Here is a 14,838-nt window from a genome sequence, read left to right on the forward strand (position 1 = left end):
CCGTGAGCGAACTCACCCCGGCGCGGCCGCCGGGCCCGGCGGCGGCCTCGGCGCGGACTGGCGGGGGCCTCAGCGCGGAGTGAGGCCGCCCAGCGCGCAGTCGACGACGGCGTCGGCGTACGCGTGCGTGAGCGGGAGGGTGCGCAGCAGCCACCGGTGGGCGAGCGGGGCGACGAGCAGTTCGAGCGCGACGCGCGGGTCGATGTCCGGGCGTACGTCGCCGGCTTCCTGCGCCGCGCGCAGCCGCTTCACGTACAGCTGGAGCGACGGTTCGAGCAGCTTCTCGACGAACTCGGCGCCCAGCACCGGGTCGACGATGCCAGCGGCGGTGAGGGCCCGGGAGGGGGCTTCGTACTGGGGATCGACGAGTTCGTCGACGGTGGCGCGCAGGACCGCCTTCAGGTCGGCCGCCAGGTCGCCGGTGTCCGGGATCTCGTACGAGCCGCTGTCGGCGCCCGCGGCCTCGGCGGCCCGCTTCCCGAGGTCGAGGAAGGCTTCGAGGAGGACGGCGGCCTTGGAGGGCCACCAGCGGTAGATCGTCTGCTTGCCCACGCCGGCGCGGGCGGCGATGCCCTCGATCGTCGTCTTCGGGTAGCCCACCTCGCCGACGAGGGAGAGCGCCGCGTCGTAGATCGCGCGGCGGGAGCGTTCGCTGCGGCGCGTGGTGTCGGGGGTCCTGGCGGCGGGCTTGGGGGTGCGAATCTCGGCCATGGCGCCCAATCTACCAGCCAAGCGAGACGGCACGTCTCGCTTGATGGACGGGAGCTGACCAGTCGGGAACCACCCGATCGGTTCACTGCGCGACGGGCCGGTTCGGCGGACCATGGCTCTCACGCACACTCCGTGCCCCAGCCGCTCGTGAGGAGCCCTCATTGCCTCGTGACGCCTCGCCCCGCCGCTACCTGATGTGCCCCCCGGAGCACTTCAGGGTGACGTACTCCATCAATCCCTGGATGGACCCCGCGAAGCCGGTCGACCTGCCGCTGGCCCTGACCCAGTGGGAGGACCTGCGCGACCGCTACCGGAGTCTCGGCCACACCGTCGACCTCCTCACCCCCAGGCCGGGCCTGCCCGACATGGTGTACGCCGCCAACGGCGCCACCGTGATCGACGGGCGGGTGCTCGGCGCGCGGTTCGCGTACCCGGAGCGGGCCGCGGAGGCCCAGGCGCATCTGGAGTGGTTCCGGTCCCACGGCTTCACCGAGATCCTGGAGCCGGCGCACATCAACGAGGGCGAGGGCGACTTCGCGGTCACCTCGTCGTGGGTCCTCGCCGGGCGCGGCTTCCGCTCAAGCCCGCTGTCGCACGACGAGGCGCAGGAGTTCTTCGGCCGCCCGGTCATCGGCCTGGACCTCGTCGATCCGCGCTACTACCACCTGGACACCGCGCTGGCCGTCCTCGACGACCGTGACGACGAGGTCATGTACTACCCCGGCGCCTTCTCCCCCGGCAGCCGGGCCGTCCTCGCCCGGCTCTTCCCCGACGCGATCATCGCCGAGGAGGCGGACGCGGCGGCGCTGGGGCTCAACGCGGTGAGCGACGGGCGGCACGTGCTGCTGCCGCAGACCGCGCTGGGGCTCTTCGCGCCGCTGCGGGCGCGCGGGTTCGAGCCGGTCGGGATGGACCTCGGGGAGCTGCTCAAGGGCGGCGGCAGTGTGAAGTGCTGTACGCAGGAGCTGCGCGGCTAGGCGGTTTCGGGCCGGGGCGGCGGCCAGGCGTCGCCCCAGTCGGTGTCGCGGGCCGCCCGGTAGAGGTCGCCGTGCTTCTTGGTGACCGTCTCGCGGGTGAGTTCCCGCGGCTTCGCGCACAGTTCCAGCAGGACCATGCCCTTGCGGATCTGCGGCCTGCGGATCACGCGGTTGGCCGCCGGGACTGCGGCAGGACCGTCCGCGCCGTCACGCACGGCGGCGACGTAGCTGAACTTCTCGTCCTCGTACGGCAGCGAGCCGCCCTTGACCTGGCGGTGGAGCGAGGAGCGGCTGACCCGCGCCGAGAAGTGGCACCAGTCGGTGCCGGGCACGATGGGGCAGGCTCCGCTGTGCGGGCAGGGGGCGGCGACGCTCAGGCCGGCGTCGATCAACTGCTGCCTGGCCTCGATGACGCGCAGGTAGCCGTCGGGGGTGCCGGGCTCGACGATCACGACGGCCTGCGCCGCGCGGGCGGCTTCGGCGACGAGGGCCACACGGTCGGCGGGGGTGAGTTCCTTCAGGACGTACGAGATCGTCACGAGATCGGTGCTCTCGATCCGGAGCGCCGGTCCGATGCGAGAGCGCTGCCAGGTCGCGGCGCGCAGGGCGGGCGAACCGGACGCCTCGGCCAGTTCCCGGCCCAGGGCCAGGGCCGGCTCCGCCCAGTCCAGGACCGTGCTGGCCGCCCTCTCCTCCCACGCCTCCGCCACGGCCCAGGTGGCGGCGCCCGTCCCGCCGCCGAGATCCACGTGGGTCGCCGGGGTCCACTCCGGGGCCGCGTCGCGCAGTGCGGCCAGCGCGGAACGTACCGCCTCGAAGGTCGCGGGCATCCGGTAGGCGGCGTACGCGGCCACGTCGGAGCGGTCGCGGAGCACGGGGGCGCCGGTGGGGGTGGTGCCCCGGTAGCTGGCGATCAGCCGCTCGACGGCCTGTGCGGCCTGCTTGGGCGGCAGCCCGTCGAGAAGTCCGGCGAGCGCGCCGCGCAGGGCTTCCGCGGTGGGGAGGGTGAAGTTCACCTTCGAATTTTAGGCGCTTCCCGCAGTACGCCGGAGGCCGCCCGTGGCGGGCGGTGGCGGCCGGTGGCGGGATGCGGCCGAACTGATCCCGGGCATGGGGAAGTTGCTACGCTGACGCCCTTGTCGTGACCCTCGGGGGGACCATGGGACAGCGGGTCGTACGCGTGGCTCTGGTGGCCGGTGTGATCGTCCTGGCGCTGCTGCTCCTGCTGGCCACGTGCGGTGGCGGCGGTGGCGGCGACGCGACGGACGGGAAGCGGCCGCCGCCCGGGCCCTCCGCGTCCGCGTCCACGAGGAAGAGCGCGGCGGCCGGGACCGCGACGCGGCTGGCCGTCCCCTCGGCGTACGCCAACGGGCGCGGCTGGGAGATCACCGGCGCCTCGCCCGAGTACGCGGTCGCCGCGAGCGCCGGGCGGGTGGGGCTCCTGGAGCGGGTGTCCGCCGCCCGCTTCCGGCTGCGGACCGTCGACGCGGCCGGCGGGAGGACGCGGTGGACGGGTGACGCGTGGCAGCCGCTGTCCGATCCCGCGCACTTCCCCCGGCTGCTGGCGGTGGCCAAGGACGGCCGGGAGTTCTTCGTCACCTGGTCGTACGGGAAGGTCGGCGAGGACGCGCTGTCCTCGGCCGACATGATCGTGGCGCTCGACGTGTACGACGTGCGCAACGGCGCGCAGCGGCGGATCGAGCTGCCCTGGGCCGACGTGCCGAGCGTGACCGGGGACGGTCCCGGCGTCCTCGTCAGCGACGGCGGCGCGGACAGCGCGGTCGTCGATCCGGTCACCGGCCTGGTGACCCGGGTCGCCGCGAAGGACCTGCGGTACCCGAAGGGGTGCGGGGGGTGCCGGACACAGACGCAGGTGCGGGCGGCGACGGAGAAGGGGCTGCTGGTCAGCGGGCGCCGGGAGTTCTGGGTGCGGGGCGGCTGGCACAGCCGCACGCGGGCGCCGGGCGGCACGGACGCGGCGTCGGGGGTGCCCACGTCCGTGGCGGACGGGCGGGTGCTCGCCAAGTGGCGGAAGAAGCGGGGCAGCGAGGGGGCGGCCGACTACGACGTGTGGGCGGTGCACGACGCGACGAGCGGGAAGGTGCTCGCGAGGGCGCAGTGCCGCAGGCCCGCCATAGAGCCGGGCACGTATCCACGGGCGGCGCTGTCGCCGGAGGGCAGGTACGTGGTAGCGGGGAGCCTCGGCTTCGACCTGGAGACGGGGTCGGGCCACTGCTTCGAGGAGCCGGACGGTACGCGCCCGCTGTCCTTGACGGCGGTGACGGACACCGGCGTGGCGTACGGCACGACGGCGACGCGCACACCGGTGGAGGCGGACCTCACGGCACGGCGGCCGACCGCGCTGGCGGCGAACGTGCACGTTCCGGCGGTGGAGGTCGCCGGTACCGGCCTGTTCCCCTGGACGGACCGCAAGGACCGCCCCCGCCTGACCGCGTACGCCCGGCGGGGATGACGGGAGGGCGGCCGCGGCGGGCCGGCGCCCGAGGGGGCGGCAGTCGTTACGCCGCCTCGCGCCTCCACGGCCGGCACAGAGCCGCGAAGAGGGTCAGCGAGGCCAGGGCGCAGGTCAGTTGGACCACCGACATCGGGACCGCCGTCGCCTCGCCCGCGATGCCGACCAGCGGGGAGGCGATCGCGCCGATCAGGAACGACGACGTGCCGAGCAGCGCGGACGCCGAGCCCGCCGCGTGCGGGGTGCGCATCAGGGCCAGGGCGTTGGTGTTGGGCAGGGCGAGGCCCATCGACGACATCAGGACGAAGAGGCCCGCCGCGACCGGCGCCAGGCCGACCTCGCCGAATACCCCGGCGGTCATGAGGAGCAGCGCGAGGGAGGCCAGGGCGATCAGGAGCAGACCCGTGGCCAGCACCTTGTCCATGCTGATCCGGCCCACCAGCAGCTTGCCGTTGACCTGGCCGACCACGATCAGGCCGACCGAGTTGAGGCCGAAGAGCAGGCTGAAGGTCTGGGGCGAGGCGCCGTAGATCTCCTGGACCACGAACGGGGACGCGGCGATGTACGCGAAGAGGGCGGCGAACGCCATGCCCCCGGCCAGCATGTAGCCGGTGAAGACCCGGTCCGCGAGGAGTCCGCGCATCGTACGGAGGGCTTCGCCGACGCCTCCCCGGTGCCGCCGCTGCGCGGGCAGCGTCTCGTGCAGCCACTTCCACACCACCAGGGTGAGCAGGACGCCCACGCCGGTGAGGACCACGAAGACGCCCCGCCAGTCGGTGAGGCGCAGCACCTGGCCGCCGATGACCGGCGCGATGACGGGCGCCACACCGGAGATCAGCATGAGGGTGGAGAAGAACCGGGCCATCTCCACGCCGTCGTACAGGTCGCGGACGACCGCCCGGGCGATCACGATGCCGGCCGCCCCCGCGAGCCCCTGGAGCAGCCGGAACGCGATCAGGAGCTCGATGGAGGGCGCGAAGGCGCAGATCGCGGTGGCCGCGACGTACACGGTCATGCCGAGGAGCAGGGGCTTGCGGCGGCCGAACCGGTCGCTCATCGGCCCGACGACCAGTTGCCCGAGCGCCATGCCGGCCAGGCACGCGGTCAGAGTGAGCTGCACGGTGGCGGCGGGCGAGCGCAGGGCCCGCGTGACCTCCGGGAGGGCCGGGAGGTACATGTCCATGGAGAGCGGCGGCAGCGCGGTGAGGCCGCCCAGCACCAGCGTGACCAACAGGCTCGCGCGACGGGCGGCGGGGAGCGCTTCGGGCTGTTCTGTCCCCTCAGTGCCGGATATGTGACCTTGCGTGGACTGGCCTGTCTCCGGCATTCGCATCTCCATGTCGTTGAATCTGCACCTATGCTCTCAGCTCGTCCAGAGTGGTCGAGACCTTTTCCCTGTGGGCTGGGATGCACAAGGAAACCGTGCGCTGGGGCGTGCTCGCCACCGGCGGCATCGCGTCGTCGTTCACCACCGATCTGCTGGCGATGCGCGAGAGCGACGGCGCGGAGGTGGTCGCGGTGGCTTCCCGTACGACGGCCGGCGCCAAGGCGTTCGCCGAGCGGTTCGGGATACCGCGCGCCTACGGGAGCTGGGCGGAGCTCGCCGCCGACGAGGACGTCGACGTCGTGTACGTCGCCGGCCCCCACTCCTCGCACCGGGCCGCCGCCGCCCTGTGCCTGGAGGCGGGCCGGAACGTGCTGTGCGAGAAGGCGTTCACGCTCAACTCCCGCCAGGCGCGCGAACTGGTCGCTGTGGCCCGGCGCCACGACCGCTTCCTGATGGAGGCGATGTGGATGTACTGCAACCCCGTCGTGCGCCGGCTCGCCGAGCTGGTGCGGGACGGCGCGATCGGTGAGGTGCGCACCGTGCACGCCGACTTCGGGCTCGCGGGCCCGTTCGTCCCCGAGCACCGGCTGCTGGACCCCGCGCTCGGCGGCGGGGCGCTGCTGGACCTGGGCGTGTACCCGGTGTCGTTCGCGCATCTGCTGCTGGGCGAGCCCGACCGCGTACAGGCCGACGCGCTCCTTTCGCCGGAGGGCGTCGACCTGAACACCGGCATGCTGCTCGGGTGGGACGCGGGGGCGACGGCGCTCCTGAGCTGCTCCCTCACCGCCGACACCCCCATGACGGCGGCTGTCACCGGCACGAAGGGCCGGATCGAACTCGGGCGCGGCTTCTTCCACCCGGACCGGTTCGTCCTGCACCGGGAGGGGGCCGAGCCCGAGGAGTTCACCGCCGGGGTCGACAGCCGGCACAGCCTCCAGTACGAGGCCGCCGAGGTCATGCGCTGCCTGCGCGCGGGCGAGAAGGAGTCCCCGCTCGTCCCGCTGGAGGGCAGCCTCGCCGTGATGCGGACGCTCGACGCGGTGCGCGACCGTATCGGCGTCCGCTATCCGGCCGACGAGGAGGAGTAGCGGGCGCGCGGGCGTCAGGCGGGTTTCAGGCCCGGGTTGCCCGCCTCCGTCACCAGCGACGCGGCCGTCATGACCGGCGCGCCGGGCGTGGTGACGGCGGACACCGCCCTGAAGTCCGCGCGCGCCACGTCCGCGCCGAGGGTGACCGTCGTGTAGCCGCGCCTGCCGTCGTAGAACTTCAGATGCGCGTTGCCCTGCATCAGCCGGTCGTAGTTGGCGGGCCGCTGCGCGCCGTCCTTGCCGCTGGACACGGAGGTGGTGACGAACTCCGTGCCGACGGTGCGCGAGTCCGGGTCCTCGAAGTCCTCCTTGAGGTCGAAGGCGTACGCGACGTGGACGTCGCCCGTGAGCACCACGAGGTTGTCGACGCCCGCCGCCCGGGCGCCGTCGAGGACACGCCTGCGGGAGGCCGGGTAGCCGTCCCAGGCGTCCATGCTGACCTTGGGGTCGCCGGCGCTGCGCCGCCGGGCGAAGGTGACCTGCTGGGGTACGACGTTCCACAGCGCCCGGGACGCGTGCCAGCCGTCGACGAGCCACCGCTCCTGCTCCGCGCCGGTCATGGTGCGCGACGGGTCCTCGGACTCGGGGCCGGGCAGCTGCCAGCCGTCGCCGTACGCCTGGTTGGAGCGGTACTGGCGGGTGTCGAGGATGTCGAACTGGGCGAGCCGCCCGAAGTGCAGCCGCCGGTAGAGCCGCATGTCGGGGCCGTCGGGCCGCTGCGGGGCGCGCAGCGGCTGGTTCTCCCAGTAGGCGCGGTACGCCGCCGCCCTGCGCAGCAGGAACTCCTCGGGCGGTACGTCGTTCTCCGGGGTCCCGCCCGCGTAGTTGTTCTCCGTCTCGTGGTCGTCCCAGGTGACGACGAAGGGGTGGGCGGCGTGCGCGGCCATCAGGTCCGGGTCGGACTTGTAGAGGGCGTACCGCAGCCGGTAGTCCTCCAGCGTGACCGTCTCGCGGTTGAAGTGCGCGGGCAGGCGGCGGTCGGTGTAGGCGCGGGCGCCGCCGGTCGCGTTGACGCCGTACTCGTACAGGTAGTCGCCCAGGTGGAAGACGACGTCGAGGTCCTCCTCCGCGAGGTGCTTGTACGGGGTGAAGTAGCCGTCGTGGTACGCCTGGCAGGAGACGGCCGCGAGCCGCAGACCGCCGATGCGGGCGCCCCGGGCGGGGGCGGTGCGGGTGCGTCCGACGGGGCTGAGCCAGTCGCCCGCGCGGAAGCGGTAGTAGTAGACGCGGTCCGGGTCGAGCCCGCCGGCCTCCACCCGCACGCTGTGGGCGAACTCGGGGTGCGCGGTGACGTGGCCGCGCCGGACGGTGCGGCGGAAGCGGGCGTCGTGCGCGAGTTCCCAGCGCACCTGGACGCGGGCGCGCGGGAGGCCGCCGTCGGGCTCGTACGGCTTCGGGGCGAGCCTCGTCCACAGGAGGGCGGACCCGGGAAGCGGGTCGCCGGACGCGACGCCGAGCGTGAAGGGGTCGTCGGTGATGCGCCGCGCGTCGAGGTCGGCGGCCTGCGCGGTCCCGGGGAGGTTCGTCGCGAAGGCGAGCGCGGCCGCGGCTCCGGTGACGGTGAGGAATCCGCGGCGGTGGATGTGCCGGGCGGCGGCCCTGAGCTCCTGGTCGTGGCCGTGGCCCCGGCCCGACGTACCCGGTGCGACCGATGTGATAGTCATCTGCCCCTCCCCTGACGGCTGTTGTCAGAGGCATTGGAGTGTCACGGGGCGTCGCCGCGCTTTCATGTACGTGTCACGTACGCTGCTGGGCCATGAACCCTGAGACGAAGATCGCCGTGGTCACCGGAGCGGGCTCGGGCATCGGCCGGGCCGTCGCCCTCGCCCTGGCGGGCGCGGGCTGGTCGGTGGCGCTGGCCGGGCGGCGCGCCGGGCCGCTGGAGGAGACGGCGCGGGAGGCGGGCGGCGAGACACTGTGCGTCGCGGCGGACGTGTCGCTGCCGGCCGATGTCGACCGGCTCTTCGCCGCCGTGCGCGAGCGGTACGGGCGCCTGGACCTGCTCTTCAACAACGCGGGCACGTTCGGGCCGCGCGGGGTGGCGGTGGAGGACATCGGGTACCAGGAGTGGCGCGCGGTCGTGGACGTGAACGTCACCGGCTCGTTCCTGTGCGCGCAGGCGGCGTTCCGGCAGATGAGGGGTCAGGACCCGCAGGGCGGCCGGATCATCAACAACGGGTCGATCTCGGCGCACGCGCCCCGGCCGCACTCGATCGCGTACACGACCACCAAGCACGCCATGACGGGCCTGACCAAGTCCCTCTCGCTCGACGGCCGGCCGTACCGGATCGCGTGCGGCCAGATCGACATCGGCAACGCGGCGACCGACATGACCGAGCGGATGCAGGCCGGGATCCTCCAGGCGCACGGCGAGCTGATGGCGGAGCCGGTGATGGACGTGCGGGACGTGGCGCGGACGGTGCTGCACATGGCGGAGCTGCCGCTCGACGCGAACGTGCAGTTCGCGACGGTGATGGCGACGACGATGCCGTACGTCGGACGGGGCTGAGGGAACATCGCCGCCGGGCCCGGGGTTGGGGGCGGTATGACGTCATTCACCGACACCGAAGTCCTGCGCTACACCGCCTTCTCGGCCGATCCGGAGGGCGGCAATCCGGCCGGCGTCGTCCTGGACGCGGCCGGGCTCGACGACGCGGCGATGCTCGCCGTGGCGGCGGAGCTGGGCTACAGCGAGACCGCTTTCCTCACCGAGGAGCTGGAGCCCGGACGGGCCTTCACGGTCCGCTACTTCAGCCCGCAGGGCGAGGTCTCGTTCTGCGGCCACGCGACGGTCGCGACGGCCCTCGCGCTCGCGGAGCACCGGGGCCGGCCCGGCGACGTCGTCTTCGAGACGCGGGCCGGCACGGTCCCGGTGCGGGTGACGCGGGGCGACGACGGCGCGTACCGCGCCACCCTCACCAGCGTCGAGCCGCACACCGAGGACGCGACCGGGGAGGACGTGGCGGAGGCGCTGGCGGCGCTGGACTGGCCGGCCGCCGACCTGGACCCGGCGTTCCCGCCGCGCATCGCGTACGCCGGTGCCCGCCACCTGGTCCTGGCGGCCGCGACCCGCGAGCGGCTGGCGCGGCTGTCGTACGACTTCGAGCGGCTCGCGGCGCTGATGCGCCGCCTGGACCTGACGACGGTGCAGCTGGTGTGGCGCGAGGACGCGACGACGTTCCACGTCCGCGACCCGTTCCCGGTGGGCGGTGTCGTCGAGGACCCGGCAACGGGCGCGGCCGCGGCGGCGTTCGGGGCGTACGCGCGCGAACTGGGTCTCGTCCCGGGCCAGTCGGTCCTCACCCTCCACCAGGGCGACGACATGGGCCGCCCCGGCGTCCTGACGGTCGAACTCCACGCGGGCGACGCCCGGATCAGGGTCGGCGGCACGGGCGCGCGCATCCCGGAGAAGGCGGCCGGCCACCCGAACACATGAGCCGATGACCTGACCGGGCCATCGCGCGAGGTACGCCCCTATACTCCACTTCTCTTCACAAATCACACACACGGAGTGCACCTTGCGCATACATGTCGCCGCCCTCGCCCTCGCGGCAGGCGCCCTGCTCGTCGCCGCCGCCCCGGCCCAGGCGGCCCCGCACCAGGGCGGACTCCACCTCGGGAAGATCCAGTACGACAGCCCGGGCAGTGACACCCGCAGCAACACCTCGCTGAACGCCGAGTGGGTGGAGATCCACAACAACACCAGCTCGGCGATCCAGCTCCAGAACTACAAGCTGAAGGACAACACGGGCTACACGTACACCTTCGGCTCGTACCGGATCGGCGCCGGCAAGACGGTCCGCGTCCACACGGGCAGGGGCACCGACGTGTCGGGCCACCGCTACTGGGGCCGCGGCTCGTACGTCTGGAACAACACCAGTGACAAGGCCCGCCTCATCAGGCCGAGCGGCGCCCAGCACGACTCCTGCTCCTGGACGACGAGCAACAACGGCACGAAGTACTGCCACTGACACACCGGGGACGGACAGGCCCGCACGCGGGCCTGTCGGTTCCGCACCGGTACGCGAGCCGGGCGGCCGGTGAGCGGGCGGGGCAGACGAGTCGGGCTGTACGCCGGGTTCTGTGCCCCGGGACCTCGCGGTCGTCGGGGCGACGGCCATCCATCTAGGACCGGCGTTGCCACCGGCCTCGTGCGGTCTACCCGCGGACTCGGGCGGGCAGCCCTCGAACGTCCGCGCAGGGCCGTCTCGCGACGACCCCTCTTGACCTTGCTCCAGGTGGGGTTTACCTAGCCGCCTGAGTCACCTCAGGCGCTGGTGGTCTCTTACACCACCGTTTCACCCTTACCGAGGACCGAGGTCCCCGGCGGTCTGTTTTCTGTGGCACTGTCCCGCGGGTCACCCCGGGTGGCCGTTAGCCACCACCTTGCCCTGTGGAGCCCGGACGTTCCTCGGGGAGATCCGGGGATCTCCACGCGGCCGTCCGCCCGGCTCGTCTGCCGTGCCGACCATGCTACCCGCCGGATGGAACCGGCCTAGACGAAGTCCGCCGTCTCCAGGTCGAAGCCGAAGGGGTCGGGGAGGGCGAGGGGCTTACCGAAGGGGACGGTGCACAACTGGCGGTAGTCGTCGCCCTCCGGCTCGCCGAACAGCGTCAGCGAGGACGTCTCGCGGTCGACGAGCAGGTACAGGGGGATGCCGCCGCGGGCATAACAGTGCCGCTTGTCCTCCCGGTCGCGCCTCGCCCGAGTGGAGGTGACCTCGGCGACCATGGCGACGCCGTCGCACGGCATCCACGGTTCGGCACCCCAGTACAGCCCCAGCTCGGTCGGGGCGAAGGTGCAGTCGGGAATGGCGTGGTTCTTCGGACAGGCGCCTCCGCTCTTGAGCCTGAGGCCCTTGTTCCCGGAGAAGTCCATGTCGGTGCGGGAGCGCCGCATCACCTGCTTCACGATCAGGCCGATGTAGCCCTCGTGGTCCCCGTCCGGCGGCGGCGTCACGACGATTTCCCCCTCGATCAGCTCGGCTCGGAAGCCTTCCGGCGTATCCAGCGCCAGGAAGCCCTCCAGCAGGACGTCCGCCTGCGTGAGCGGTTCTTGCGGCATGGCACTCATGTCACGCCCCTTCCTCGGTCGCTCGCCAGACTGGTGCATCGCGTGATCAGCCGTCCGTGAGATGGGAGCTCTTCCTCCGATCGTGGCACACGACCGCAGGCCGGTGGCGCGAACCGCGCACCCCGGTCGCCGCGCTCCGGCGGAGCCGTCAGGCGGGGGTGAACAGGACCTTCGCCGTGCCGGGGTCCGCCTGGGTGAGGCGGACCGTGATGCGTTCGCCCAGGGGGAGGTCGGCGCCGCCGCCCTCGACGCGGCCGACCACCGCCACGTCCTCCAGGTGCACCGTGCCGACGGCCCGGTCGTGGTCCCGCACGTCGACCACGCGCGCGTGGAAGAGGTCGCCCACGCGGTCCCGCAGCAGCGCGGCCTCGACGACGTCCACGCACTCGCGCTCGACGGTCGCCGCCCGCCGCGTCCCCTCCGCCATCTCCCGCGGCAGGCCGGGCAGCGCGTCCCGTACCCACTGCGGCGGCTCCTCGCCCGCCGCCGCGGCGACGCACAGCTCGCCGGCGTAACGGTCGACCAGGCGGCGCAGCGGGGCCGTGCAGTGGGTGTACGGGGCGGCGACCGCCGCGTGCACGGCGGGGTCGGGGACCTCGCCGTTCGTGAAGACGGTGTAGCCCGCCCCGCGCAGCAGCGTCGTGCACTCCTGCAGGAACGCGGCGTGCGCGGCCTTCGTCGGGTCCAGGGAGCGGACGATCTCGGCGTACGAGGTGTGATGCGGCCACTCGATCCGCAGCGCCCGCGCCACCCGGCGCAGACGGGCCACCTCGCCGAGCGGGGCGGCGGGGAGGGTGCGGAGGATGCCGGTGCCGGTGGCGGTCATCAGGTCGGCGGCGGCCATGCCGGTGAGGAGGGAGATCTGGGCGTTCCACCCGTCGGCCGGCAGCGGGGCACGGAAGCCGAGGAAGTACGTGTCGCCGCGCTCGACGATCTCCTGCTCCGGAACGTTCAGCGAGATCCCGCCGCGCTCGCGCTCCAGCGCCTCGCGCAGCCGTCCGATGTCGCGCAGCAGCGCGACCGGCTCCTGTGCCGTGCCCGCGTCGATCCGCTGCTGGACAGCGGAGTAGTCGAGCCGCGCCCGGCTCCGTACCAGCGCGCGCCGCACGTCGACCGTCTCGGTGCGGCCGAGTGCGTCGAGGTCGACGCGCCACAGCAGGGCCGGGCACGTCTGGCCGGGCAGCAGGCTGGCGGCGCCTTCGGAGAGCCGCGGCGGGTGCAGCGGGATCTTCCCGTCCGGGAAGTACAGCGTCATGACCCTGCGGTGCGCCTCGGCGTCGATCGCCCCGCCCGGCCGCACGAAGGCGGCCACGTCCGCGATCGCGTAGTGCACGCGGTAGCCGCCGCCCTCGCGACGGGCCAGGTGCATCGCCTGGTCGAGGTCGACGGCACCGGGCGGGTCGACGGTGAACAGGGGGACATGGGTCGCGTCGTACGCGGGCAGCCGGGGCGCCCTCACGGCTTCCTCCGCTTCCGCGAGGACCTCGGCCGGGAACTCCCCCGGCACGTCGAGCGTGGTGCGCAGGGAGCGCAGGGCCGCCCGGAGGGGGGCCTGTGGTGCGCCGGTCACATGGATGGGGCGGCGGGGCATGGTCCGAGCGTAGGTCCGGCGGGGCCGGGCGGCACGGCGGGCTCCGCTTACCCTGGCGTTTTGGTCTGTCGCGTTGTCGAAGGAGTTCCGCCGTGCTCGTGCTCTTGCCGCCGTCCGAAGGAAAGGCCGCCGGCGGCTCCGGCGCGCCCCTGAAGCCGGAGTCCCTGTCGCTGCCGGAGCTGGCCGGGGCGCGGGCGGCGGTGCTGGACGAGCTGGTGGACCTGTGCGCCGCCGACGAGGAGAAGGCGCGGGTCGTCCTCGGGCTCAGCGAAGGGCTGCGCGGCGAGGTCGCCAAGAACGTCGGGCTGCGGACCGCCGGGGCGCGTCCCGCCGGAGAGATCTACACCGGTGTGCTGTACGAGGCGCTGGACCTCGCCGGCCTGGACGCGGCCGCGCGCGAGCGGGCCCGGCAGTCGCTGCTGGTGTTCTCCGGGCTGTGGGGCGCGGTGGGGATCGGCGACCGGATTCCCTCCTACCGGTGCGCCATGGGCGTGAAGCTGCCGGGCCTGGGCGCGCTGGGGGCGTACTGGCGCGAGCCGATGGCCGCCGCGATGCCGGTGGCCGCGGGCGACGGGCTGGTGCTCGACCTGCGCTCGTCGGCGTACACGGCGGCCTGGAAGCCCAAGGGGGACGTGGCGGGGCGCACGGCCACGGTGCGGGTACTGCACGCGCGGGTCGACGCGGACGGGGTCGAGAAGCGGTCCGTCGTCAGCCACTTCAACAAGGCGACGAAGGGCCGGATCGTACGGGACCTGCTGGTCGCCGGGGCCGACCCCGCCGGCCCGGCGGAGCTCGTGTCGGTGCTGCGGGACCTGGGGTACGTCGTGGAGGCGTCGGCGCCGGCGAAGGCGGGCAAGGCGTGGGCGCTGGACGTGGTGGTGACCCAGATCCACTGAGCGTTGCAGGGTGCGCAACGCTCGTTGCGGAGTGCACCTCGCGGCGGCAGGATGGCGGCATGACTTCCGTGCTCGACCTCGCGCCCGTCGTCCCCGTCGTTGTGCTGGAGGACGCCGCCGACGCGGTGCCGCTCGCCCGCGCGCTGGTCGCGGGCGGGCTGCCGGCGATCGAGGTCACGCTGCGGACGCCCGCCGCGCTCGACGCGATCCGGGCCGTCGCGGCCGAGGTGCCGGACGCGGTGGTCGGCGCCGGCACGGTGACCTCCCCGGCCCAGGTGGCCGACGCGGTGGCGGCCGGGGCCCGGTTCCTGGTCAGCCCGGGGTGGACGGACGCACTGCTGGACGCGATGGCGGCGTCCGGGGTCCCGTTCCTGCCGGGGGTCTCCACGGTGTCGGAGGTCGTGGCGCTGCTGGAGCGCGGCGTGACGGAGATGAAGTTCTTCCCGGCCGAGGCGGCGGGCGGTACGCCGTACCTGAAGTCGCTCGGCGCCCCGCTGCCCCGGGCCCGCTTCTGCCCGACGGGGGGCATCACCCTGGCGTCGGCGCCGGCGTATCTGGCGCTGGCGAACGTCGGGTGCGTGGGCGGCACGTGGATGCTGCCGCCGGACGCGCTGGCCGCGAAGGACTGGGGCCGGGTGCAGACGCTGGCCCGGGAGGCGGCGGGGCTGCGCCGGTAGCGCCTGCGGCGGGCCTTTCCCCAC

Annotated in this window: 13 protein-coding genes, 1 other RNA gene and 1 pseudogene; 8 read left to right on the forward strand and 7 right to left on the reverse strand. The window is 73.6% G+C overall.

The window, feature by feature from the left end; translation table 11 throughout:
* Window positions 1-69: 69 nt before the first annotated feature.
* Window positions 70-711, reverse strand: coding sequence for a TetR/AcrR family transcriptional regulator (locus IE185_RS02740; RefSeq protein ID WP_189714516.1), 642 nt, complete (start codon window positions 709-711; stop codon window positions 70-72).
* Window positions 712-845: 134 nt separating this feature from the next.
* Between IE185_RS02740 and ddaH the strand changes: the two are divergent.
* A pseudogene (gene ddaH / locus IE185_RS02745) lies at window positions 846-1,688 on the forward strand (dimethylargininase); the annotation flags it as partial.
* Here ddaH and IE185_RS02750 read toward each other — a convergent pair.
* Window positions 1,685-2,704, reverse strand: coding sequence for a small ribosomal subunit Rsm22 family protein (locus tag IE185_RS02750; RefSeq protein WP_138896447.1), 1,020 nt, complete (start codon window positions 2,702-2,704; stop codon window positions 1,685-1,687). The pseudogene ddaH and the gene IE185_RS02750 overlap by 4 nt on opposite strands.
* Window positions 2,705-2,847: 143 nt before the next feature.
* Between IE185_RS02750 and IE185_RS02755 the strand changes: the two genes are divergently transcribed.
* Entirely contained in the window at window positions 2,848-4,161 is a 1,314-nt protein-coding gene (locus IE185_RS02755; protein WP_138906567.1) for a hypothetical protein, read from the forward strand.
* Window positions 4,162-4,207: 46 nt separating this feature from the next.
* Here the strand turns inward: IE185_RS02755 and IE185_RS02760 are convergent, their stop codons facing one another.
* Entirely contained in the window at window positions 4,208-5,488 is a 1,281-nt protein-coding gene (locus IE185_RS02760) for a Bcr/CflA family multidrug efflux MFS transporter (RefSeq protein ID WP_138896445.1), read from the reverse strand.
* An 80-nt stretch (window positions 5,489-5,568) separates the two neighbouring features.
* Here IE185_RS02760 and IE185_RS02765 point away from each other — a divergent pair, with 80 nt between their 5' ends.
* Window positions 5,569-6,576 carry a Gfo/Idh/MocA family protein gene (locus IE185_RS02765; protein WP_138896444.1) on the forward strand — a complete coding sequence of 336 codons (1,008 nt, stop codon included), beginning with the start codon at window positions 5,569-5,571 and terminating at the stop codon, window positions 6,574-6,576.
* A 14-nt stretch (window positions 6,577-6,590) separates the two neighbouring features.
* Here IE185_RS02765 and IE185_RS02770 read toward each other — a convergent pair whose 3' ends face one another.
* Window positions 6,591-8,240: an alkaline phosphatase D family protein gene (locus IE185_RS02770; protein ID WP_138896443.1), complete on the reverse strand. Its 1,650-nt coding sequence runs from the start codon at window positions 8,238-8,240 to the stop codon at window positions 6,591-6,593.
* Window positions 8,241-8,332: 92 nt separating this feature from the next.
* On the opposite strand from IE185_RS02770, the gene IE185_RS02775 reads away from it, so the two are divergent.
* The 3 genes from IE185_RS02775 to IE185_RS02785 all read left to right on the forward strand — a co-directional run bounded on the left by IE185_RS02775 (window position 8,333) and on the right by IE185_RS02785 (window position 10,547).
* On the forward strand, window positions 8,333-9,085 hold the full coding sequence (locus tag IE185_RS02775) for an SDR family oxidoreductase (RefSeq protein ID WP_138896442.1): 753 nt from the start codon (window positions 8,333-8,335) through the stop codon (window positions 9,083-9,085).
* 36 nt (window positions 9,086-9,121) lie between these two features.
* On the forward strand, window positions 9,122-10,012 hold the full coding sequence (locus tag IE185_RS02780) for a PhzF family phenazine biosynthesis protein (protein ID WP_138896441.1): 891 nt from the start codon (window positions 9,122-9,124) through the stop codon (window positions 10,010-10,012).
* An 82-nt stretch (window positions 10,013-10,094) separates the two neighbouring features.
* Window positions 10,095-10,547: a lamin tail domain-containing protein gene (locus IE185_RS02785; RefSeq protein ID WP_138896440.1), complete on the forward strand. Its 453-nt coding sequence runs from the start codon at window positions 10,095-10,097 to the stop codon at window positions 10,545-10,547.
* Window positions 10,548-10,630: 83 nt separating this feature from the next.
* On the opposite strand, the gene rnpB is transcribed toward IE185_RS02785, so the two are convergent.
* From rnpB to IE185_RS02800, 3 genes are all read right to left on the reverse strand, one after another.
* Window positions 10,631-11,031: RNase P RNA component class A (rnpB, locus tag IE185_RS02790), an RNA gene on the reverse strand.
* A 40-nt stretch (window positions 11,032-11,071) separates the two neighbouring features.
* Window positions 11,072-11,641, reverse strand: coding sequence for a Uma2 family endonuclease (locus tag IE185_RS02795; RefSeq protein ID WP_138906576.1), 570 nt, complete (start codon window positions 11,639-11,641; stop codon window positions 11,072-11,074).
* Between the two features lie 157 nt (window positions 11,642-11,798).
* Window positions 11,799-13,241: an RNB domain-containing ribonuclease gene (locus tag IE185_RS02800; RefSeq protein ID WP_189714518.1), complete on the reverse strand. Its 1,443-nt coding sequence runs from the start codon at window positions 13,239-13,241 to the stop codon at window positions 11,799-11,801.
* Between the two features lie 92 nt (window positions 13,242-13,333).
* Between IE185_RS02800 and yaaA the strand changes: the two genes are divergently transcribed.
* Both yaaA and eda read left to right on the forward strand, forming a co-directional pair.
* Window positions 13,334-14,137 carry a peroxide stress protein YaaA gene (gene yaaA, locus IE185_RS02805; protein ID WP_138899513.1) on the forward strand — a complete coding sequence of 268 codons (804 nt, stop codon included), beginning with the start codon at window positions 13,334-13,336 and terminating at the stop codon, window positions 14,135-14,137.
* Window positions 14,138-14,196: 59 nt separating this feature from the next.
* A complete protein-coding gene (gene eda / locus IE185_RS02810; protein WP_138899512.1) occupies window positions 14,197-14,814 on the forward strand; it encodes a bifunctional 4-hydroxy-2-oxoglutarate aldolase/2-dehydro-3-deoxy-phosphogluconate aldolase in 618 nt (205 codons plus the stop codon).
* Window positions 14,815-14,838 lie beyond the last annotated feature (24 nt).

The sequence above is a fragment of the Streptomyces chryseus genome, assembly GCF_014650755.1.
GTDB classification, from domain to species: domain Bacteria; phylum Actinomycetota; class Actinomycetes; order Streptomycetales; family Streptomycetaceae; genus Streptomyces; species Streptomyces chryseus.